At 69.7% G+C, this 19,980-nt stretch carries 21 protein-coding genes and 3 tRNA genes; 10 read left to right on the top strand and 14 right to left on the bottom strand.

The window, feature by feature from the left end; genetic code table 11:
* The first annotated feature begins 54 nt into the window (after positions 1 to 54).
* Together ABGB14_RS45865 and ABGB14_RS45860 are read left to right on the top strand one after the other, a co-directional pair.
* The gene (locus ABGB14_RS45865) at positions 55 to 906 is read left to right on the top strand and encodes an alpha/beta hydrolase (protein ID WP_347650187.1); all 852 of its coding nucleotides are present in this window, start codon (positions 55 to 57) and stop codon (positions 904 to 906) included.
* 67 nt (positions 907 to 973) lie between these two features.
* Entirely contained in the window at positions 974 to 1,594 is a 621-nt protein-coding gene (locus tag ABGB14_RS45860) for a TetR family transcriptional regulator (protein WP_347650186.1), read from the top strand.
* On the opposite strand, the gene ABGB14_RS45855 is transcribed toward ABGB14_RS45860, so the two are convergent.
* The 3 genes from ABGB14_RS45855 to ABGB14_RS45845 form a co-directional block, all read right to left on the bottom strand.
* Positions 1,579 to 2,166 carry a class I SAM-dependent methyltransferase gene (locus tag ABGB14_RS45855; RefSeq protein WP_347650185.1) on the bottom strand — a complete coding sequence of 196 codons (588 nt, stop codon included), beginning with the start codon at positions 2,164 to 2,166 and terminating at the stop codon, positions 1,579 to 1,581. The genes ABGB14_RS45860 and ABGB14_RS45855 overlap by 16 nt on opposite strands.
* 158 nt (positions 2,167 to 2,324) lie before the next feature.
* Positions 2,325 to 2,957: a response regulator transcription factor gene (locus tag ABGB14_RS45850; RefSeq protein WP_347650184.1), complete on the bottom strand. Its 633-nt coding sequence runs from the start codon at positions 2,955 to 2,957 to the stop codon at positions 2,325 to 2,327.
* Positions 2,954 to 3,991, bottom strand: a complete 1,038-nt coding sequence (locus tag ABGB14_RS45845) for a histidine kinase (protein WP_347650183.1) — start codon at positions 3,989 to 3,991, stop codon at positions 2,954 to 2,956. Before ABGB14_RS45845 ends, ABGB14_RS45850 begins: the two co-directional genes overlap by 4 nt.
* Before the next feature lie 110 nt (positions 3,992 to 4,101).
* Between ABGB14_RS45845 and ABGB14_RS45840 the strand changes: the two genes are divergently transcribed.
* Positions 4,102 to 5,460, top strand: a complete 1,359-nt coding sequence (locus tag ABGB14_RS45840) for an alpha/beta fold hydrolase (RefSeq protein ID WP_347650182.1) — start codon at positions 4,102 to 4,104, stop codon at positions 5,458 to 5,460.
* 309 nt (positions 5,461 to 5,769) lie between these two features.
* Positions 5,770 to 6,288 carry a hypothetical protein gene (locus ABGB14_RS45835; protein WP_347650181.1) on the top strand — a complete coding sequence of 173 codons (519 nt, stop codon included), beginning with the start codon at positions 5,770 to 5,772 and terminating at the stop codon, positions 6,286 to 6,288.
* A 237-nt stretch (positions 6,289 to 6,525) separates the two neighbouring features.
* On the opposite strand, the gene ABGB14_RS45830 is transcribed toward ABGB14_RS45835, so the two are convergent.
* Positions 6,526 to 7,524 carry a helix-turn-helix domain-containing protein gene (locus ABGB14_RS45830; protein ID WP_347650180.1) on the bottom strand — a complete coding sequence of 333 codons (999 nt, stop codon included), beginning with the start codon at positions 7,522 to 7,524 and terminating at the stop codon, positions 6,526 to 6,528.
* A 175-nt stretch (positions 7,525 to 7,699) separates the two neighbouring features.
* Between ABGB14_RS45830 and ABGB14_RS45825 the strand changes: the two genes are divergently transcribed.
* Positions 7,700 to 9,742 carry a cellulose binding domain-containing protein gene (locus tag ABGB14_RS45825; protein WP_347650179.1) on the top strand — a complete coding sequence of 681 codons (2,043 nt, stop codon included), beginning with the start codon at positions 7,700 to 7,702 and terminating at the stop codon, positions 9,740 to 9,742.
* A gap of 117 nt (positions 9,743 to 9,859) precedes the next feature.
* Here ABGB14_RS45825 and ABGB14_RS45820 read toward each other — a convergent pair whose 3' ends face one another.
* The 3 genes from ABGB14_RS45820 to ABGB14_RS45810 form a co-directional block, all read right to left on the bottom strand.
* Positions 9,860 to 10,741, bottom strand: a complete 882-nt coding sequence (locus ABGB14_RS45820) for a CU044_5270 family protein (protein ID WP_347650178.1) — start codon at positions 10,739 to 10,741, stop codon at positions 9,860 to 9,862.
* Positions 10,734 to 11,306, bottom strand: a complete 573-nt coding sequence (locus tag ABGB14_RS45815; protein WP_347650177.1) for an RNA polymerase sigma factor — start codon at positions 11,304 to 11,306, stop codon at positions 10,734 to 10,736. Before ABGB14_RS45815 ends, ABGB14_RS45820 begins: the two co-directional genes overlap by 8 nt.
* 99 nt (positions 11,307 to 11,405) lie before the next feature.
* The gene (locus tag ABGB14_RS45810) at positions 11,406 to 11,906 is read right to left on the bottom strand and encodes a hypothetical protein (RefSeq protein WP_347650176.1); all 501 of its coding nucleotides are present in this window, start codon (positions 11,904 to 11,906) and stop codon (positions 11,406 to 11,408) included.
* A 77-nt stretch (positions 11,907 to 11,983) separates the two neighbouring features.
* Between ABGB14_RS45810 and ABGB14_RS45805 the strand changes: the two genes are divergently transcribed.
* Positions 11,984 to 12,478 (top strand): hypothetical protein, encoded by a 495-nt coding sequence (locus ABGB14_RS45805; protein ID WP_347650175.1) that lies wholly within the window; start codon positions 11,984 to 11,986, stop codon positions 12,476 to 12,478.
* 45 nt (positions 12,479 to 12,523) lie between these two features.
* Here the strand turns inward: ABGB14_RS45805 and ABGB14_RS45800 are convergent, their stop codons facing one another.
* Positions 12,524 to 13,063 carry a YceI family protein gene (locus tag ABGB14_RS45800; protein WP_347650174.1) on the bottom strand — a complete coding sequence of 180 codons (540 nt, stop codon included), beginning with the start codon at positions 13,061 to 13,063 and terminating at the stop codon, positions 12,524 to 12,526.
* A gap of 12 nt (positions 13,064 to 13,075) precedes the next feature.
* A complete protein-coding gene (locus tag ABGB14_RS45795) occupies positions 13,076 to 13,648 on the bottom strand; it encodes a dihydrofolate reductase family protein (RefSeq protein ID WP_347650173.1) in 573 nt (190 codons plus the stop codon).
* Between the two features lie 218 nt (positions 13,649 to 13,866).
* On the opposite strand from ABGB14_RS45795, the gene ABGB14_RS45790 reads away from it, so the two are divergent.
* Complete coding sequence (locus tag ABGB14_RS45790) at positions 13,867 to 15,003, top strand: helix-turn-helix transcriptional regulator (RefSeq protein ID WP_347650172.1); 1,137 nt, start codon at positions 13,867 to 13,869, stop codon at positions 15,001 to 15,003.
* Positions 15,004 to 15,142: 139 nt separating this feature from the next.
* Here ABGB14_RS45790 and ABGB14_RS45785 read toward each other — a convergent pair whose 3' ends face one another.
* Complete coding sequence (locus ABGB14_RS45785) at positions 15,143 to 15,523, bottom strand: hypothetical protein (RefSeq protein WP_347650171.1); 381 nt, start codon at positions 15,521 to 15,523, stop codon at positions 15,143 to 15,145.
* A gap of 568 nt (positions 15,524 to 16,091) precedes the next feature.
* Here ABGB14_RS45785 and ABGB14_RS45780 point away from each other — a divergent pair.
* Positions 16,092 to 16,571, top strand: a complete 480-nt coding sequence (locus ABGB14_RS45780; protein ID WP_347650170.1) for a hypothetical protein — start codon at positions 16,092 to 16,094, stop codon at positions 16,569 to 16,571.
* 277 nt (positions 16,572 to 16,848) lie between these two features.
* Positions 16,849 to 17,550, top strand: coding sequence for an ATP-binding protein (locus ABGB14_RS45775; RefSeq protein ID WP_347650169.1), 702 nt, complete (start codon positions 16,849 to 16,851; stop codon positions 17,548 to 17,550).
* A gap of 153 nt (positions 17,551 to 17,703) precedes the next feature.
* Here the strand turns inward: ABGB14_RS45775 and ABGB14_RS45770 are convergent.
* The 4 genes from ABGB14_RS45770 to ABGB14_RS45755 form a co-directional block, all read right to left on the bottom strand.
* A tRNA-Phe gene (locus tag ABGB14_RS45770) sits at positions 17,704 to 17,777 on the bottom strand.
* A 5-nt stretch (positions 17,778 to 17,782) separates the two neighbouring features.
* Positions 17,783 to 17,857 (bottom strand) — tRNA-Asp (locus tag ABGB14_RS45765).
* A gap of 91 nt (positions 17,858 to 17,948) precedes the next feature.
* Positions 17,949 to 18,021, bottom strand: a tRNA-Glu gene (locus tag ABGB14_RS45760).
* A complete protein-coding gene (locus ABGB14_RS45755; protein ID WP_347650168.1) occupies positions 18,022 to 19,521 on the bottom strand; it encodes a metallophosphoesterase in 1,500 nt (499 codons plus the stop codon).
* Positions 19,522 to 19,623: 102 nt separating this feature from the next.
* Between ABGB14_RS45755 and ABGB14_RS45750 the strand changes: the two genes are divergently transcribed.
* On the top strand, positions 19,624 to 19,965 hold the full coding sequence (locus ABGB14_RS45750; RefSeq protein ID WP_132518794.1) for a metallopeptidase family protein: 342 nt from the start codon (positions 19,624 to 19,626) through the stop codon (positions 19,963 to 19,965).
* The last annotated feature ends 15 nt before the right edge of the window (positions 19,966 to 19,980 follow it).

Genomic DNA, 19,980 nt, shown 5'->3' with positions numbered 1-19,980 from the left:
ATGTTGGTCACATGACTTGGTCACGGGACCAACATTTGCGGAGAGGATGCCTCCATGCGCGTCACGGTGAACGGCACGTCGTTGTTCGTGGACGTCGAGGGCCCCGCCCTCGTGCCCGACGGTGACACGATGCGAGACAAGCCCACGCTTCTCCTGCTGCACGGCGGTCCCGGCCACGACCACTCGATCTTCAGGCCGGCGTACGCGCGGCTGGCCGACCTCGTCCAGATCGTCTACGTCGACCAGCGCGGCAACGGCCGCAGCCAGGACTCCGACCCTTCCACCTGGCACCTCGACCAGTGGGCCGACGACATCCCCGCCCTGTGCGACGCTCTCGGCATCACCAAGCCGATCGTGCTCGGCTGGTCATTCGGCGGCATCGTCGCCATGCACTACGCCGCCAGGCATCCCGATCATCCCGCGAAGCTGATCCTGCAGAGCACGATGGCCCGCATGGACGTCGACCAGGTCGTCGAGGGGTTCCGCGCGGAGGCGGGCGAGGCGGCGGCGCTGGCGGCCAAGGCGTTCCTCACGGAAGGCACGCCGGAGACGTTCGCGGAGTTCGGGCGGTTGTGCGCGCCGTCCTACAGCCCGGATCCGGCCTTTCCGTCCTTCGAGGACATCCAGGCGATGACGCGGATGATCCCCAACCCGGAGCTGACGATGAGGTTCATGTCGCGGGAGCGGTTCGACCTGCGGGGCGAGCTCCGCAACGTCCGCTGCCCTGCGCTGGTGGCGGCGGGCGCGCGCGATCCGATCACACCGCTCGCCTCGATGCGGGAGATCATGACCGGCCTGCCCGCGGGGGCACGGCTGGAGATCTTCGAGGAGTCGGGCCACTTCATCGCCGACACGGAGGGCGAACGGTTCTTCGCGCTCCTGCGCGCCTTCATCGAGGCGCCATGACGATCCGCGGCCGCGTTCATCGAGGCGCCATGACCACCTTCCCGGCCGCGTTCGGCGGGGCGCCGCGATGACGTACCTGTCCGCCGACGAGCGGCGGCGCGTCATCGTCGACGCCGCCGTCCGCGTGATCGCCACCGAGGGCCTGGCCCGCGCGACCACCCGCCGCATCGCGGAGCAGGCGGGAGTGCCGCTCGGCACCCTGCACTACTGCTTCCGCAACAAGGACGAGCTCAACATGCTCATCCTCGGACGCGGCCGCGCCACGATGCTGGCCGCCTTCGAGGAGCTCGACCGGGGGGCCGGGTTCGAGGCGACCGTGCGCGAGGTCGTGGCGACGTACTGGCGGTGGATCCGCGATCACCACGGGCTGCATCTCGCGCTGATGGAGCTGCTCATGTGGGCGATCCGCAACAAGGAGACGCTCCTCCCCGGCCGGGACGTCTGGGCCGAGGTCAACGCCCCGCTCGGCGGTGACCTCATCGACTCCGCCCTGACCGCCGCAGCGGAGCGGGACGGCGTGCGCACGGCCGTGCCGGTGCCCGAGCTGGCCCGGTTCCTCATCCACCGGATGGACGGCCTGGTCTTCGAGTTCGCGGAAACGTCGGACGAGGCGAGCTGCGAGCGGCAGGCCCTCCTCCTGGCCGACGCGCTCGTCCTCCTGGCCCTGCCGCGTCAGGGTTCGCGGTAGGCGAGCAGGTATCTCCAGAACAGCAGCCGCCGCAGGCGGAAGCCGGGCAGCAGGACGCCCGCCTCCTGCCGGATCTCCGCCAGCGTCATCCGGGGCTGCGTGACCGGCGCGGGGGACGGCTCGCCCCGGCCGGCCATGGCGAGCCTGGCAGCCGCGTTGACCGGGACGGCGGCCAGGCTCCAGGTCAGGTCCGCGAGGGTCGCCTCGCGGTAGCAGCCCAGAATGGCCAGCACGCCGCCGGGGGCGAGCGCGTCGCGCAGCGTGGCGACGGTGCCGAACGGCACGTGGTGGATGCTCGCCAGGCACGAGATGTAGTCGTAGTGGTCCTTGGGCAGCGGCGTCTCCGTGATGTCGGCGCAGCGGAAACGCGGCCCGCCACGATCCCGCGAGCCCGCGACGGCGGTTTCGATCACACGTGCCGACGGGTCGACGGCGTCGACCTCCATGCCCATCTCCGTGAGCCGCCGCGCGAAGCGTCCTGTGCCGCATCCGACGTCGAGCGCGGTGCGGCTCTCACGGGGGACCAGGCTGAGGAGCATCCCGTGATAGTGATCATTGTGATCGAAGGCCATGGGTGAACTCTGCCAGATTCGCCACAACGCGAGGAGCAGGTTCGGCCCGAGGCGCGATGGCCTCGTGGCCTGCTTTTTCCGCGCTTTCCCCGGCGAAAAGAAAGCTTGCCGGAAAGACCTTCCGAAATTGCCGAAAGGGCCGTTCGACGGATGAAACTTCAGGAGGCGGCGTCGCGGAGCAGCAGCGCCGCCTGGACGCGGTTCGCGCAGCCGAGCTTGGTCAGGATGCGGCTCACGTAGGTCTTGACCGTCGCCTCGCTCATGTGGACGCGCCTGCCGACCTCGGCGTTGGACAGCCCTTCCGCCACCTGCCTGAGCACGTCGAGCTCGCGCGGGGTGAGCGCGGCCAGCCGCCGCTCGGCGTCGTGGTCGCGCTCGCCCGCGTCGAACGCGACCATGCCCAGAACGTGGCGCGTCACCTCGGGTGAGAGGTACGCCTGTCCCGCGTGCGCGGCACGGACTGCCCTAATCAATTCCGCCGGCTCACAATTTTTGAGGATGAATCCGGAAACGTTCCGCTGGAGCGCCAGCCGTACGTTCTCCTCGTCGCCGAACGCGGTCAGCATCACCACCCGCGTCTCCCCCAATTCCGCCGCCGCGGCCAGCCCGTCGAGCACCGGCATCGCGATGTCGAGCAGCGCCACGTCCACGTTCAGGCGGCGGGCGGCGAGCACCGCCGCCCGCCCGTCGCCCGCGCACGCCACCACCTCGATGTCGCCCGCCGACTCCAGAACGGCGCGGATGCCGGCCGTGATGAGCGGCTCGTCGTCGGCGATCAGCACCCTGATCACGCCGGCGCCCCCACCGCGTCCTGGGCCAGCGGCAACATCGCGACCAGCCGGAACTCATGCGGCTCCGCGCGCACCCGCAGCAGCCCACCCGCCGCGCGCACCCGCTCGGACAGCCCGGCCAGCCCGGCGCCGCCCTGCGTCGCCTGCCCGGTGCGGGTGACGGCCGGGTTGGCCACGCTGACCAGGAGGGCGTCGGGCTGCCAGTCGAGCGACACGCGGATCGGCGCGCCGGGCGCGTGCCTGGCCGCGTTGGTCAGCCCTTCCTGGACGACCCGGTGGGCGGCGTGCCCGGCGTCCGGCTCCGCGAGCGGCGCGGCCGAGCCGGACCGCTCGACCGTCACCGCGAGCCCCGCGGCCGCGGCCCTGGCCACGAGCTCGTCGATGCCCTCGACGCCCGGCCGGTCCGCGTGGCGCAGCGCGCCGACCACCTCGTGCAGCTCCGCCATGGCCGTACGGGCCGTGCCCGCCAGGCTGCGTACGGCGCCGCGCTGCTCGGCGGGCAGAGCGGAGATCTCCAGCGCGGCTGCCTGCACGGAGACCAGGCCGAGGAGGTGGCCGAGCGAGTCGTGCATGTCGCGGGCGATGCGCAGCCGTTCGCGCTCCGCGATGAGCTCCCGTTCCCTGCGCTGGTGCTCGCGTTGCTGGGCGAGGTAGCGACCGGCCAGCACCGGTAGCGCCGTCAGTACCCCGGCGCGGGCCAGCACCACGAACGGCTCCGGCGCCAGCGCGGTGCGCTGCGCGATCATCAGGATCGCGCCCAGGTGGGCGACGGTCGCGGCGAACGCCACGATCGTGTCCCGCCGCGCGGACATGCGGCGCCCGGCCTGGTAGCCGGTGCAGACGAGCAGGGCGTACGAACCGCCGGTGAGCACCGCCAGGCTCAGGGCCGCCAGGAACGCGGCGAGTGGCCTGCGCGGGGACACCGCCATGGCCAGGCCCGTCACCGCAGCGAACGCGGCCAGCACCCAGCCCTCGGTCCCGGCCAGCCACAACAGCGCCGTATCGGCGGCCGCGACCGCCACAACCCAGGCCATACGCCTCACCTTACTCATCGGCACCCGTCGGCTTTCGTTAACTTTGGAGAACAACGTCCGGCGACTTCCGGCGGCAGACGCGCGGACCGAACGGTCCGTAGCGTGCCGGCGTGATCCGAACTCTGCTGGCACTCACCGTGCTCACCACACCCGCCCCGGCCGCGCAGGACCTCCAGTGGGCCGCCTGCCCGGGGGACACCGAGTCCGAGCTCCAATGCGCGGACCTGCTCGTCGCGATCGCCCCCGGCAGCGACAGGAAGCTCACCCTGAAGGTGGCCCGGCTGCCCGCCACCGGCGAGAAGAAGGGCACCGTAATGATCAACTTCGGCGGCCCGCAGGGTGACCAGATCGCCATCATGCGGTCCTGGGGGAAGATCTTCGCCGAGATCCGGAAGTCGATGGACGTCGTGACGTGGGACCCACGCGGCTACCCCGGGCTCGGCAAGCCGGTGCTCCAGTGCGACTGGAGCCCGCTGCGCACCCCCGCCTTCCCCGACGACCAGGCCGGGCTGGACGAACTCGCCGCCGCGAACAAGGCCAGAGGCGACCGGTGCCGGAACACCGATCCCGAGCTCTTCGACCACATGGACTCCGCGAGCGACGCCCGCGACGCCGAAGCCATCCGGCGCGCCCTCGGCGAGGACACGATGAACTTCATCGGCACCTCGTACGGGGGCACCATCGCCCAGGCGTACGCCCGGCAGTTCCCCGAGCGGGTGCGGACCATGTACGTCGACGGCACCGGCAACCACAGCACCCGCGACTGGGAGCGCGAGCTGACCGCCATCGCCCGCGACAACGAGCGGCTGATGGACCGGTTCTTCGCCTGGGCGCCCAAGGGCACGGAGCGGCGCTGGCGCGAGCTGGTGGCCAGGGCCGCCAAGGAGCCGATCCCCGCCCCGAAGGTGAAGGCCCGCTACGACGGCACGCAGTTGCGCCTGCTCGCCACCCAGAAGGGGAAACGCGGTCCCGCCGAGTGGCAGGGCCTGCTGGCGGCCATCAAGGCGGCGGAGGGCGGCGACGCCTCGGGGTTCGCGCCGGGTGGGCGGGATCCGTACCCGGCCCTCATGGGCGGCGGGGTGAAGGAGTGCCTCGACTTCCCCAGGCCGGAAAGCCAGCGGAAGCTGGCGCGCACGGTCAGGCGCCTGCGGAAGGTCGCGCCGAGCATGGGGGCCGCGTTCCCGCTGGCCTGGCACGCGCCGCTCACCTGCGTGGGCTGGCCCGCGCAGGTCGCCAACCCGCCGTCGCCGCTGCCCCGGAAGCTGCCGCCGATGCTGGGGGCAGGGACGTGGCTGGACTACGCGCCGACGTCACGGGTGGTCGAGCAGGTCAGGGGCAGCCGGATGATCAAATTTGACGGCCCGGGGCACAACCTCTTCGCCGCGATGGCGAACGCCTGCGTCATCGACCACGTCAGCGCTTACGTCACCACGCGCAAGCTCCCGCCGCGCAACACCGAGTGCGCCTGACCCCTTCGGATGTCGTTTTGACGACATGTCGTTGTTTACTCACGCGGCACATGCCCTGCGAACAGGCGCGATGCTCCATTCTCTTGAACGAGTGAAACCCGGGTCACCCCCACAGACAGATCGGGTCGTTCATACGATGGATCACCCGCCTCGCCGCCGTCGGCGCGGGCCTGGCGATGATTGCCGTACCGGTGCCCGCGCACGCCGCGGCACCCGAGCCGGCGGCCGGCTCAGACCCGCACCGGGTGACGTTGATCACCGGTGACGTGGTGACGGTCCAGGAGTTCGCGGGCGGCAAGCGCGGCGACCGTGCAGCCCGGCAAGGGCCGCGAGGACGTCAGGTTCTTCACCAAGGAGGAGAACGGCGACCTCGTGGTCACCCCCGCCGACATGGTCCCCTACCTCTCGCAGGGGCTCATGGACCGACGGCTGTTCTCGGTCGGCGACCTGATCGAGCAGGGGTACGACGACGAGAGCAGCGACGTCCTGCCGCTGATCCTGGCGTACAAGGAGAGCAAGCAGGCCGTCACGCTGAAGAGCGTCAACGCGCGCACCCTGCGGGCGGACAAGGACGCGCTGCCCGTGCTCTGGGGAGCCGAGCGCGCCGAAGCTCGCGGAGGCGAGCCGCGGCTGCGCGACGGGCTGGCCAGGATCTGGCTCGACGGGAAGGTCGCCGCGTCGCTGGAGCACAGCGTCCCGCAGGTGGGAGCGCCGCAGGCATGGCAGGACGGGTACGACGGCAAGGGGGTGAAGGTCGCCGTCGGGCGAGATCGCCAGGGAGCGGTGGTTCGCCCCTGTCGTACGCCCGGCCGCCACCCGCACGGGTGACGTGCTGTCGGTGCAGGTGCCCGAGTTCGTCGACGCCGACGGCCACTACGGCTACGCGGGCGGGAGTACGGCAGGACTTGGCGCAAGCGGCCGCTCCTCCCCCTCGGCCAGGGCCGGTACAAGGCGCTCGTCTCGCATCGCAAGACCGGAACCGGGGTGTCGCTGAGGGTCGTCGCGACCGGCGCCTCGGGCGAGCGGTTCGAGCAGACCGTCACCCGGGTGTACGGGGTGAAGTAGTCACAACCAGCGCTCGCGGGCCGCATGCCAGGCAAGTTGCATCCTGGTCTGCGCGCCCGCGAGCCGCATCAGGTGGTAGACGCGGCGCTGCACCGTACGCAGGCTGAGCCCGAGCTGGCTGGCGATCGACTTCTCCGGCACCCCGGCGACCAGCAGGGAGAGCAGGTAGAGCTCGTCGGCGTCCAGGGGGCAGCCGGGCGCGGTGTCGGTGACCTGCCCGTCCTCCAGGAACCTGATCGGCGTGGCCCGCTCCCACTGGGCCTCGAACAACGCGATCAGCGCCTCCAGCAGGCTGCTCCCGCGCACGAGGGCGGCGGTCGGCTCGGTGGTCCGGCCGGCGTACTGCACCAGGGGGAGCAGCGCGGTGGACCGGTCGGCGATCATCATCCGCACGGGCAGGAAGCGCACGGCCCGCGCCTGCTCGCCCAGCTTGATGCCGAACGCCACGTTGGCCACCATCCCGGGCTCCTCCAGCAGGGCCCGCTCGTAGATGACCCGGTAGGCCACGCCGCGGCCGAGCGCCTCGAGCTCCTCGGTGTTGTCCGTGGACGGCATCACGACGTGCCCGGCCCGGCAGAAGTACATGACCTCCTCGCGGGCGCTGTCCTGGAGGTGGCGTACCTGCTCGCGCAGCGCGGCCCGGCTCGGCAGCACCTCGATCAGCCGGTCGGCGTCGCTGCGGCGCAGGCTCGCGCGGTATTCCTCGGCGAGCTGGTCGACCGCCTGCCGGGCCCAGTCGATCGTCTCCTGCTGCCGCACCAGGCGCGGCCCGAGCGCGATCTCGGGCGCGACCGGCGCGAACCTGCGCCCCGCGCCGCCCGCGCCGCCCGCGACCTCGCGGACGAGCCCCATGCCCTCCATGGACGCCAGCGCGGCGGCCGCGGCCTCCCGCGTGAGGTCCAGTTCCTCGGCCAGCCCGGTCAGATCCGCCTCGCCGGCCCGTACGAGTAACCGGTACGCCCGCTCCTCCACCTCGCCCAGCCCGGCAACCTCCAGCATGTCCTCCATGATGACATGCACACCAAAGGGCACATATGCTCACATATGGTGCATTCGCCCGGTGAAAGTTTCATCGCCGGTTGACGAGCCCGCCGCCCGCCGCTCATGATCATGCTGCCTCCTGGTCAGGAGGAGGCGTCGAGTGATGACCACTGTCCACGGGCGAGGTGCACCGATGCCGACCACCCTGCTGCGGGCCGCGTCCGCGCTCCTGCTGACGCTGACCGCGCTCAACACCCCCACCGCGTACGCCGGCGCCGCACCCGTCGAGGTGACCGTCAACGCGCGCGCCGCCCTCGCCGGCGTCCCCGAGACGGGCATCGGCACCAACCATGCCATCTGGGACACCCACCTGGGCTCCGACGAGACAGCCGACCTGCTGAAGGACGCGGGCGTGAAACTGCTGCGCTACCCCGGCGGCTCCTACTCCGACATCTACCACTGGGCCGACCACACCGCCCCGGGCGGCTACGTCGCGCCAGACACCGACTTCGACACCTTCATGCGCGGCGTACGGCGCACCGGCGCCCAGGCGATGGTGACCGCCAACTACGGCACGGGAACGGCGGAAGAAGCCGCGGCCTGGGTGCGGCACGCCAACGTCACCAAGGGCTACGGCATCACGTACTGGGAGATCGGCAACGAGATCTACGGCAACGGCCACTACGGGGCCGCGTGGGAGGCCGACGACCACCCCGACAAGAGCCCCGCCGAGTACGCCCGCCACGTCGTCGCCTACTCCGACGCGATGAAGGCCGTCGACCCGGACATCAAGATCGGTGCGGTGCTGACAACGCCCGCGAACTGGCCCGACGCGATCGTGGCCGAGGGCGACGCCGGCAGCTGGAACGAGGTCGTCCTGTCGGCCGCCGGCTCCAAGATCGACTTCGTGGTCCTGCACTGGTATCCCGGCGCCCTCGACCGCGCGGGCCACGTACCCGACATGATCCAGCTCACCCGCGAGCAGATCGCCCGGCACGCGGGGCCGGACGCGGGCCGGATCGGCATCGCGATGACCGAGTTCAACACCGGTTCGAGCAGCAACGGCACCAACACCCAGCCCGGCGCGCTGGCCGCCGCCGACTCCTACGCGACGCTGCTGGCGAACGGGGTGTTCACGGTCGACTGGTGGAACGTTCACAACGGCATCGGCGCCGTCACCGAGGTCGAGGGGCACACCGACTACGGCGACTTCGGCCTGCTGTCGAGCGCGGCCTGCACGTCCGACGGGAGCGTCTGCGAGCCGCCGCTGAACACGCCCTTCGCGCCCTACCACGCGCTGCGGATGACGAGCGCGTTCGCCCGGCCCGGCGACCAGTTCGTCAGCGCGGCGACCGACGAGCCCGCCGTCACCGCGCACGCCGTCCGCCGGCCCGGCGGCGACCTCGCCGTCCTGCTGATCAACACCTCGTCCGGCACGTCCCACCCCGTGACCATCGACTACGAGGGCTACACGCCCGCCGCCGGGCCGCCCACCGTGCTGACCCACACCAACGGCGCCACGTCCATCACCACCACGACCACGGGCAGCGCCACCGCCCAGACCCTCCCGCCCCTCTCGCTGACCACGCTCGTCCTGCACCCGGAGACACCCGAGTCCGGCCGCCCCGGCGCGCCCGGGCAACCCACCGCCTCCGCCGTGACCGCCACCACCGCCACCATCACCTGGCCGCGCGCCACGGCCGGCTCGCGGCCGATCGCCAAGTACGAGCTGCACCGCCGGCACGGCGCCGTCACCGAGCAGCTCGGCGAGACCGGCGGCACGTCGTTCACCGTGGACAACCTCGAACCGGGCACCCGCTACACGGTCAACGTGATCGCCCGCGACAGCGGCGGCGGCCTGTCCTGGTCATCCCCGCCGCTGACGTTCACGACCACGACGCCCGCCACCGGCTCCTGCACGGCGCGGCTGAGCGTCCAGTCCGACTGGGCCAGCGGCTACGTAGGCGCCATCGACATCACCAACAACGGCGCCCCCGTGAACGGCTGGACCCTGACCTTCTCCTGGCCCAGGTCGTGGCAGAGCCTGGGCAGCGGCTGGGGCGGCGTCTGGACGGAGGACGGGCGCGAGGTCAAGGTCGTCAACGAACCCGGCGCCGGCACGCTCGCCACCGGCGCGTCGACCTCGATCGGCTTCGTCGGCGACTACAGCGGCCCGAACGTGCTGCCCTCCGTCTTCAAGCTCAACGGAGCGGTCTGCACGTCCGGGCCGCTGTGACGCCGCTCAGCCGACGGCGTAGGCGCGGGTGATCGTCCGGGTCAGCCCGGCGCCGTCCGGGCTCGTCACCGCCGCCCGCAGGGAGACGAACCCGGCCGCGTCGGGCGCGTACCTCCGCTACCGGGGCAGGTGATCCGTCCACTCGGCGGTCAGCCGGTAGGAGCTCCGGCTCCCCAGGCTGCTTCCGTCGTTGCCCTGGACGACGTTGGCGCGGCTCACGCGCGAGGTCTCGGGATCCACGACCAGATTGATCTCCCCCACCTTCGTGGGGATCGAGAGGGCCTCGCCGCCCTCGACCGCGCCCCGGTTCTCGACACCCGGCAGGTCGGCGAGCGCCCGGAATGCCGCCGCGCGCACATCCGAAGGCGCCGGCATCGACGTGATCAGCGCAGCGAGCCTGTGGACGACGGCGAAGCGCTCCTGATCGGCCGCCGTCATGCCGAGATCCTCAAGCTCCTCGGCCGCCGCCGGTGTGAGCTCCTCACGTTCATGGGTCTCGCGGATCCAGGTCGTCAACCTCCCGGGATCGGCCGGCAACGCCTGGAGCTCCTCCCACGTCAGCTCCGCGTCCCCCAGGACGAACAGTTGCGGCCGGTCGGGCCCCACCTTGTGGGGATTGGCAGGCGTGCCCTTGGACCAGCGCCCGCCGTCGCGGCTGACCCAGTTCTCCACGACCAGGTCGCTGCCTTCCGCCTCCGCTCTGGTGTACCAGTACTTTCCTGAGCCCTCGGGCGCGCTTTCCGCACTCGTGGCCGCCACGAGCAGGACCTCCCTGCCCGAGCCCGGCGCGGAGGTCGTGCCGACCACCGCCACCCCGACCACCAGCGCGATCACCGCCGCGGCGGCGGCCATGCCGAACCCCGGCACGAGCCATCCGTAGCGCCGGCGCGGGCTCTCGCCCATCCTCGCCAGCAGCCGGTTCCTGCTGCGCAGCTCCACCTCGCGGGGCGGCTCGGGCTTGGCCAGCACGGTGGCGAGCGGCCTCAATTCGTCATCCATGGACGGACTCCTTGTCGATGATGGCGTGGAACTTCGCACGCGCCCGGCTGAGCCGTGAACCCACCGTGCCCGGGGAGATGCCGAGTGCCTGGGCCACCTCGTCGTAGCCGAGCTGGCCCAGCGCCACGAGCAGCAGGACGTCACGCTCGCCCTTGGACAGCGTGGCCATCGCCTGCGCCAGGCGTGGCTGCATACGCTGCGCGGAGACCGAGGTGACCACGCTGTTCTCGGGGCCCTCCGCCGCCGGCTCCGGCGCCATCCGGGACAGCGCCCTGTAGTGGCGCGCCTCCTTGCGCCGGTGCCTGGCGACCAGGTTGGTGGCGATGCCGAACAACCAGGGCCGCAGCCCGCCGCGTGCAGGGTCGAACCGGTCCCGCTGGTCGAAGGCCAGCAGAAAGGTCTCGGCCGCTATGTCCTCGGCGGCCTGCGTGTCCAGCCGGCCCGCCACGTACAGGTAGATGTCACGGAAGTACCGATCGTGCACCTCGGTGAACCGATCGGAGTTCCTGCGGTACTGGGCGACGAGTTCGGCGTCGGTCACTTGCTCGCCCAGGTCGGCGGTCACGTCGCCGTCTCCGTCATGAGCATGCCTCCGGGTCGCGGACAAAGGTCACCCATCCTTCGCCGCAAACCAGGATCGTCTTCCCGCCGCACCGCGAACCGGCTATCCCGCCGGCTCCCACATCTCCAGCAGCCTCCCGACCGTGTCGTCCACGGCCAGTTCAGTGGTGTCCAGCCACAGATCCGCTCCGGCGACCGACTCCTGCTCCCGGTGCAGCATCGCGAACTCGTCCCAGGTGAGGTGGACCGGCCGTCCCATGGCCCGCTCCCGCGCGCACCCGTACGCCACCTCCAGGCGCACCACCAGCAGGTCCCGCAGTGACGCCCGGTACACCGCGAGCGTCTCCTCGTTCAGCACGTCGGCGATGACGACGTCCATCCCGGCGGCGACGAAGTTCGCGGCCAGGCTGCACGCGTTGACCGCGCTGAGCCGTCGCTGCCTGCGCCCCTCGGCGCCGTCCCACGGAGCGACCATCCCGGCGAGCACGAGCTGGCGCACGTCGTCCACGTCGATGAAGGCGCATCGGGCGCGTGTGCCCGCGACCCGCCGCCCCACCGTGCTCTTGCCCGCCGCCGGAGGCCCGGACAGCACCAGGACCTGCATGCCCGCACTCCTCACCACGCTTCGCAACCTTGTGCAGGGAGATCATGAAAGGTCCGGAGAGCACTAGCATGGCCGCCATGCATCCGCCCGGCCCCCACCACCCGTGGAACCAGCCTCCTCCACCCGCCCCTCATGGAGTGCCTCACGGGGGCCCTCCGGCAGGCCCTCACGGCGGTCAGGCGCAGCTCGTCCTCGACGTGAAGCGGCACTGGATGGGCTTCATGCTCGCCATGATCACCCCCAAGATCATCCTGAACGGCCGGCCGATGCTGGGCCGGTGGGGCCGCAACGTGATCCCGCTCCCGCCCGGCCAGTACCACCTTCACGTCCACCTGCCCTACCTGCTTCCCGCACAGATCGGCCCCGCGGACTTCACTCTCTGGCTCCAGCCCGGGATGGCGTTCGAGATCGAATACCGCGCCCCCGTGTTCGCCTACGCCCGGGGCGCCCTCGGCCCCGCCCCCCAACCGTGGAACGGCCAGGGCTGCATGATCGCCCTGCTGGTGGTCGCGGGCGGCGGGCTGGCGCTCCTGCTCCTGCTGATCCTCATCTCGATACTCTCGCTCGGCTAGAGCCACCGCACGTGGAAGGCATGCCTGGCGACGGCAGACCGTGATTCAGCGTACGGCCTGGACGTCGAGCAGGACGGTGACCTTGTCGCCGACGACGACCTTCTCGCCCTCCCCCACGGCGCCCACACCGAAATCGGAGCGGCGGATCGTCGTCGCCGCCGAGAAGCCGATCCGCTGCTCGCCCTGCAGGCCGGTCTCGTCGAAACCGAGAAACTCGACCCCCATGGCGATGTCGCGCGTGACGCCGCGGATCATCAGCTTCCCGCAGATTTCGAAAAGCCCGTCATTCTCGGTAAGGCCGGTACCTTCGAAGACCATATGGGGGAACCGGTCGATGTCGAAGAAGTTGGCGGACCGTAAGTCGTCGTCACGCATCCGGACCCCGGTGTTCACCGAGCTCATGGCGACCGTGGCGGTCGCGGAGCAGTCGCTCGGCCGTGCGGCGGTGGTCACGGAACCGGTGAACTCCTCGAAGGTTCCGCGCACCTTGCCCATCAGATGACGGATCGAGAACCCGACCGTGCTGTGCATCGGATCGATGGTCCAGGTCCCTGCGGGAACCTTGTCGAGAGCGACGGTCGTCACTGAATCTCCTTCTCAACGAACAATGCGGTATCTCAAGTGCGTGGCGTTGCGACCTTCGAGCCGGCGGACCGGCTCCAGCTCGATGTGACCGAGGCCCGTCTCCTCGAACAGCCGGCGGCCACCTCCCAGCAGCACGGGGACAAGGTGCAGCTCCAGCTCGTCGAGTTGACCGGCCGCCAGCAACGCCTGCGCGGCACCCGCCCCGTGCACCAGGACCGCACGGCCTCGCGAGGCTTCCCTGGCCTCGGCGGCGCACACGTTGACGTCGGTGTAGAACTTCGCGCTGCCAGGTGGCACGTCACCCTCGTCGACGTGGTGGGTCAGCACGTGGATCGGCACGCCGTCGTGATGATCGCCTTGCCACCTGCCCGCCAGCTCGAACGTCCGGCGTCCCGAGATCACGGCGCCGGTGGCCAGAGCCTCGCGGTACACCTGCCCGTTGACCCCGGCGGACCTCCGCTCGTCGAGCCAGTTGAACAGCCGCCCACCACCGCGCCCGAGTTCCTGGCCCTCCCGGTCGTCCGGCCCGGCGATGAAACCGTCGACGGACATGGCCATGTACAGACGGAGCGGCGCGTCAGCCATCGCAGGCACCTCTCTCGTCCGGCAGGTCGAACATGTGATCGGCGTCCGGGGCACGCTCCCGGCCGCCTCGTGGAACGCCGGCGGTCGCCTGAGGTCTGCGACTCGCAGCCCGACGTGCAAGGTCTCCATCGTGACTCCTCCCGTTTACGCGACCAGCATTCCTCGACCGCGGTGTTCGGGGGTATCCCATATTTCTGGGGGTCCGGCTACGCTGGACCATGGTCCACGACCAGGCGATGCGCGGACGGATCCGCGACGACCTCGTACAACTGGTTCATCGCGGCATGTCCGTGAAGCACTACTGGCGCGCGGTGAGCGATGCCCTGGATGTCGCGGTGCCGTCGGCGGGCACCTGCCTGATGATCATGGACCCGGCCACCATGCTGCCGACGGCGGAGTTCGTCGAGAACGGGCTGACCGCGGACTCGATCAGCCGGCTCGTCGACATCGAGTTGCGCGAACCGGATTACACCAAGTGGGTCGACATGGTGCGCACCCGCACAGCGGCGGCGAGCCTGAGCGAGGCCACCGCAGGCGATCTCGACCTCAGTCGCCGCCAGCGAGAGGTCCGGCGTCCCGGAGGCTATTCCGACGAGCTCCGGATCGTCCTCTCCAACAGCACCGGTACGTGGGGCGCTCTCACCGTGTTCCGCGAGACGGGCAGCCCGCACTTCTCGCTGCCCGAGGTCCGGCTCCTCTCGTCGCTGACCGGGTTGATCTCCGACGGACTGCGCCGGGCGCTCCTCCTGGATGATGCCTGTGCCGACCGCCCTGACACCGGGATGCTCGTGCTGGATCCCGACGACGGTGTCGACCTTGCCAATCGGGAGGCCGAACACTGGGTCGACGAACTCGGCGTCGGCGAACGAGCCGGCACCAGACTGCCGCTCGTGATCCGCTCCGTCGCCGGCCAGGCTCGTGCCATCGCCGACGGCAGCATGCGGGTCTCCGGCATCGGGCTGGCCCGGGCGCGCGTCCGCACCCGTACGGGCCGTTGGCTGATCGTCCGGGCGTCCCTGCTGGGAGAGGGACCGCTGGCGCCGGTCGCCGTGCTGCTCGAAGCGGCCCGACCAGCAGAGATGGCGCCTCTACTGGCCGACATGTACGGCCTGACGGCGCGGGAGAAACGGGTCACCGAACTCGTCGCGCAAGGCCTGCCGACCCGGCAGATCGCCAACCGGCTTCACATGACGACCTACACCGTTCAGGACCATCTGAAGTCGATCTTCGCCAAGTCCGGCACCGGTTCCCGGGGTGACCTGGTCGCCCGCCTGTTCTTCGACCAGCGCGCCACGTCGCTGACCGCTTCGCCGGCCCCGTATGCTCCAGGCGCTCGCCGACCAGGTCACGCATGAGCTGCACGGCGACGCCGACCTGACCGTCCCATGGCGGGAGATGCTCACCACGGTGGACCGGGCGCCGCTGCTGGCCCACTGGCCGTCATGCGCACCTCCGTCTCCGCGTATGCTGCCGCCGGCCTCGAGATGCTCATCCTTATCGGCGGGCTGGCCCTGTGGTGGCTGCCCTACCTCGGCGGCTCTCGACGAGCGCCATGACGCCGATGACGATCAGCGCGATCGAGCCGGCCATGGAGATGAAGAGCCCGTCGCTGACCCACCTGACGATGAGCTCGTCAGAACTCCTGACGGTGTCCATCCAACTGATCCCGCAGAGCATCACGCCGATCACGCCAGGTACGATCTCGGCCTCGTTCGTCGTCCTGCCCGCGACCAGCGCCGTGACCGCGAACATGGCACCCAGCCACGCGACAAGGAACGGCCCCGCATGGGCAGCGTCGAATCCGGTCACATCCTCGAACCCCTCAGACCCCGTATAGGTCTGGCTCCACGGAAGGAAGCCGCCGACCGCGACCACGACTGACGAGACCAGGGCACAACCGGCGAGTGTCCGGTTGGGGGCCGGTGCAGGTGGTGGTGACCATCCCATCGGGGGCGGCACTGGCTGGCCCTGCCGGCCCGGAGGGTACGGCGGGCGCCCTGGGGGCGGAGGCGTCTGCATGGATCGTGATGGTAGACGAGCTCGATATAGGTCTGCTTTAACGCGGAACTGACCATCACGTCGCGTCGCGCGGCGAAGCGCTGAAGCGCTTTTTTGCGCTCCCTAATAGAGCCACTTCTCGCCGCGGCGGTGCTTTGTAGGCTCCGTTTCCTCACCGCTACGGCTACTGTCGTAAGCCTGACCTCCGCAGGATCCAGCGCCCGTATGCCGGCCATGTGCCCTGGATATACCGAGCTCGTATAGAGTTTCGTCGGCGCAAAACTCAATGAATGCCCGAAAGAAATGATTCGTCATGACCGGCGGCCTGACCGCACTCCTCAACAGTGCCTTCCGATCGGTCAATGATTGTCCGTGCAGAAATTCCTTGCACGGTGAAGGAGAATCAGTGCGACCCCTCACGCGACTCCGGGCTCCCATGATCGGAGTGGCTCTCACCACCGCCCTCGGGGCGGGGCTGCTCATGGCGCCCGCCGCGCACGCCGCGCCCGACCAGAAAATCAGCTCGGTCAAGCGGGTCAGGCCGGTCCAGTCCGTGATCACCTATGTCGCGATCAAGGACCACCGCGGCAGGAAGTACCCGATCAAGGTGACCACCACCTGGGCCTACAAGTCCTCCAAGTCCGCGCAGCTGCGGTCCATCGTGATCCGCGAGAACGGCTTCCCCAAGGGCGGATGCATCTTTCCTGACCTATACTTCGCGAACGCGAACGACTGGAAGGCCCAGCGGGGCCGATACGGCAAGATCTGCGACGGCGGCTCCAAGGCATATTCGGTCATGAGGACGGTCAAAGTACGCAGCCGCGGCGCCTTCGGGCAGCTCTGGATCCGGACTCCGAACCCGAGTCACCCTGGCTGCTGCGGAGCGCGGCAGTACACCATCCAGTACAACCTCGCCAAGCGCTGAGCTCACTCCTCAGCCCGTGCTACGGGGCAAAGTCAGCCGCGGTCCACGGCCATGCCGGTGCTGTCGCCTATAGTGGCGGCATGGGTTGCTTCGCCGCTGTGAACATCCGCGCCGCCGCCTAGCGGCGGTATCGCGGTTGCCGTGAACCGCGGCCTCATTGCCTGCCCCCGCTGGGGTCAGTGCCAGGGCGTACCGCCGGATCAGAGTCCCGCCGGCAGCCCCATCGCGTGTCTCGCTGCGCTGCCGGATCGTCCTGCGTGATCCGAGGAGCACATCCATGTCGCAGCAGTTCCATCCCATGCGCCAAGATCCTTTCTCTCGCGCGTCCGAGGCACTCGTCGCCGTCACCGACAAGCTGGCCGCAGCCACCGCGAAAGCGAAGCCGAACCACGACGTGCGGCCCGAACCCGCCAGGCTTTTCCTGATGGTCGGGCTCCCCGGCGCTGGAAAGACCACCCTCGCCGAAGAACTCGCCGCGACGCACCGCGCGCTGCGGCTCACCCCGGACGAGTGGATGATCTCCCTGTTCGACGGGTCGCAGCCCAACGGCAAGCGCGACATCCTGGAAGGACGGCTCATCGCACTAGCCCTGCAGGCGCTGCACCTGGGCACCAGCGTCGTGCTCGACTTCGGGCTCTGGAGCCGCGACGAACGGTCGGCACTGCGCTGGCTGGCAACATCGTCCGGGGCAGCCTGCCAAGTCGTCTACCTGCCCACCGACAAGGACGTCCAGCGCGCTCGGATCGCACACCGCCAGGCAACCGCACCGCACACGACGTTTCCGATGAGCGAGGCGGACATCGACGCATGGCGCGAGCAGTTCCAGGCACCAGATGCCGCCGAACTCCGCGGCGGTGACATCCCCGACCCGCCACCGGGGTGCCTGGGCTGGCCGGAGTGGGCCGCGGACCGATGGCCCTCGCTTGCACACGGCAATGACTCCGATGCTCCGGGGCGACGTCGGCCGGCGGCCGGGTGACCGATCCGTCGGGCACCGGTAAGAGTGTGTCCACGCCTCGGCGAAACCTGGAAGTCGCGGGTACGGGCACCGTACGACGACGCTGCCGTCAGCTGACATGAAAACGCCCCGGAGCGATGATCGCTACGGGGCATTCTTCCTGGTCGTGTGAGGTGGTCAGGGGCGGGGTCGAACCGCCGACCTTCCGCTTTTCAGGCGGACGCTCGTACCAACTGAGCTACCTGACCCAGAGCGGTCCTGACGGGACTTGAACCCGCGACCTCCACCTTGACAGGGTGGCGAGCACTCCAAACTGCTCTACAGGACCTTGCGTTTCTTGCTGTTTGCGCTCGCTTAGCTTACCAGCTTTCCGGTGATCCTCGACCAACCGTTTTTCCGGTGTTGCCAGGCGCTCGCTGTGCCCCCAACGGGATTCGAACCCGTGCCGCCGCCTTGAAAGGGCGGTGTCCTAGGCCGCTAGACGATGGGGGCTCAGGATTCCCTGTCGCCTTCCGTCGGAGACCTCTGAAGCATAGGGGACGATTGCCCCTGATGCCAAAGCGGCGAACCGGCGGTCGGCGTCTGCGAGCCAGTGACGGATCCCGTTGGCGACGGGGCGTTCGTCGGCTCTGGAGAAATCATACGGTCTGGGTCGGCCTCCACGTGACGTTGGATGTAGACCGACTGCTCCCCCAGCCCGCCGAGCGTGATGTCGTCCCAGGCTTGCAGGCGTTTCGTCTCCTTGTCGAAGTACAGCACCGAGGCCTGGACCGGGGTCGGCTGGGCGTGTTCGAGAGCGCGCAGGCCGGCGCCTCCCGTGGAGCCCTGGACGAGCATGCGGGTGCCGGAGCGGAACATCTTGGTCCTGCGGTCATGGGTGTGGCCGGCCAGGATCATGGGGGCGGCTCCGGAGAAGCCCTCGGCCACATCGGGGTCGTGTACGGCGATCAGGTCCGGCTCGCCGACGTTGGGCAGGTGGGAGCGGGCATATTCGTCGAGGGTGCCGGGCTTCGCGGAGACGGGCACGGATTTGTCCGGAGTGAAGCGGGGATCGCCCAGGCCGTAGATGGTCAGTCCTTCGACGGTTTTGGACTTGTCGTCCAGGACGATGGCGTTCTTCTGCTTCGCGACCGCCTTCTGGGTGGTCATCGAGTCGTGGTTGCCGCGGACGAAAACGTACGGGAGCCCGAGCCGGCCGATCTCGTTGACGAATTTGTTCTCGGCCTTGGTGCCATGGTCCGAGATGTCGCCCGTATCGATGATCATGTCCACGGCGAACTGGTCCTTGAGCGACCTGATGACGTTCCAGGCGATGGGGTTGATATGGATGTCCGAGACGTGGAGGACTCGAATGGTTTTAGGGTCGGCGTCGTACAGCGGCAGGGTTGAGACCGTGTCGTAGAGCTTGGAGACGTTCGTCACCAGTTTTGTGAGCTGCGACCGGTACGACTCGAAACGCGTCACGATCGACTCGGCGCTGCCCACGAGGGACGGCGCCGCGGCGACCAGGCCCGAGTAGCGCGGCTCGACGAGCGAGTTCGGGCGGAAGGTGAGCGCGGCGAGCGCTCCCGTGCCGGCGAGCGCCACGGAGGCGGCCAGCAGCCCCACGAGCGCCACGCGGGGCCTCCTGAACACCATCAGGACCGCCACCAGCGCCCCCGCGCCCGCGCACAGCAGGGAGCGGATGACCAGCGCGCGCACGCCGTCCAGCAGGTCGGACTCGATCAGCGCCGGCAGGCGGTCGGCCAGCCGGGGGTCCTCGATGAGGGCCCGGGCGCGGTCCTGGTCGATGTTCTCGAGGGTGATGCGCAGCCTGAGCGGGGCCGCGTGCGTACGGAACGTGAGGGTGCCGAGCGGGCTGGCGTCCACGACTGTCTCGCCGCTCCACGCCGGCCGCAGCGACATGCCCGTTTCCACGGGACCGATCTCGGCGCGTACGGTGCCACTGAAGAAGATGCCCAGCCAGGCGCCCACAGCGGCGACAAAGAGCACCGCGACGGCTTTCGAGGCCCTCGACCGGATGGCTGCCTTTGACCAGTGGACGAACTTCATACCGTTTCTTGCATACCCGACAGACGGGGCACAATGGCAAGTGTGATCGAGGTAACCCGGGAGAAGTTCGAGGAACTCGTGGCCGAGGCATTGGACACGATCCCCTCAGACCTCGCACGCACCATGAGCAACGTGGTCGTCACGGTCGTCGACGATCCACCAGAGCCCAACCTGCTCGGCCTGTACACCGGGATCCCCCTGACGGAACGTGGCGACTGGTACTCGGCCGTTCTTCCCGACCGGATCGAGATCTACCGCAATGCGATATGCCAGATCTGCGATACGGAAGAGGACGTGATCGACGAAGTACGCATCACGGTCGTCCATGAGATCGGGCACCACTTCGGCATCGACGACGCGCGGCTGCACGAGCTCGGCTGGTAACCCTTTGCTTCCGGT

It is taken from the genome of Nonomuraea sp. B10E15, assembly GCF_039871615.1.
Lineage (GTDB): Bacteria > Actinomycetota > Actinomycetes > Streptosporangiales > Streptosporangiaceae > Nonomuraea.
This window is presented reverse-complemented; position numbering and strand designations above follow the sequence as displayed.

Bases quoted from the DNA above. Each gene is read 5' to 3' on its own strand.
- ABGB14_RS45865 (WP_347650187.1), top strand. From the start codon at position 55: ATGCGCGTCACGGTGAACGGCACGTCGTTGTTCGTGGACGTCGAGGGC.
- ABGB14_RS45860 (WP_347650186.1), top strand. From the start codon at position 974: ATGACGTACCTGTCCGCCGACGAGCGGCGGCGCGTCATCGTCGACGCC.
- ABGB14_RS45855 (WP_347650185.1), bottom strand. From the start codon at position 2,166: ATGGCCTTCGATCACAATGATCACTATCACGGGATGCTCCTCAGCCTG.
- ABGB14_RS45845 (WP_347650183.1), bottom strand. From the start codon at position 3,991: ATGGCCTGGGTTGTGGCGGTCGCGGCCGCCGATACGGCGCTGTTGTGG.
- ABGB14_RS45830 (WP_347650180.1), bottom strand. From the start codon at position 7,524: ATGCTGGAGGTTGCCGGGCTGGGCGAGGTGGAGGAGCGGGCGTACCGG.
- ABGB14_RS45825 (WP_347650179.1), top strand. From the start codon at position 7,700: ATGCCGACCACCCTGCTGCGGGCCGCGTCCGCGCTCCTGCTGACGCTG.
- ABGB14_RS45820 (WP_347650178.1), bottom strand. From the start codon at position 10,741: ATGGATGACGAATTGAGGCCGCTCGCCACCGTGCTGGCCAAGCCCGAG.
- ABGB14_RS45810 (WP_347650176.1), bottom strand. From the start codon at position 11,906: ATGCAGGTCCTGGTGCTGTCCGGGCCTCCGGCGGCGGGCAAGAGCACG.
- ABGB14_RS45805 (WP_347650175.1), top strand. From the start codon at position 11,984: ATGCATCCGCCCGGCCCCCACCACCCGTGGAACCAGCCTCCTCCACCC.
- ABGB14_RS45795 (WP_347650173.1), bottom strand. From the start codon at position 13,648: ATGGCTGACGCGCCGCTCCGTCTGTACATGGCCATGTCCGTCGACGGT.
- ABGB14_RS45790 (WP_347650172.1), top strand. From the start codon at position 13,867: ATGGTCCACGACCAGGCGATGCGCGGACGGATCCGCGACGACCTCGTA.
- ABGB14_RS45775 (WP_347650169.1), top strand. From the start codon at position 16,849: ATGTCGCAGCAGTTCCATCCCATGCGCCAAGATCCTTTCTCTCGCGCG.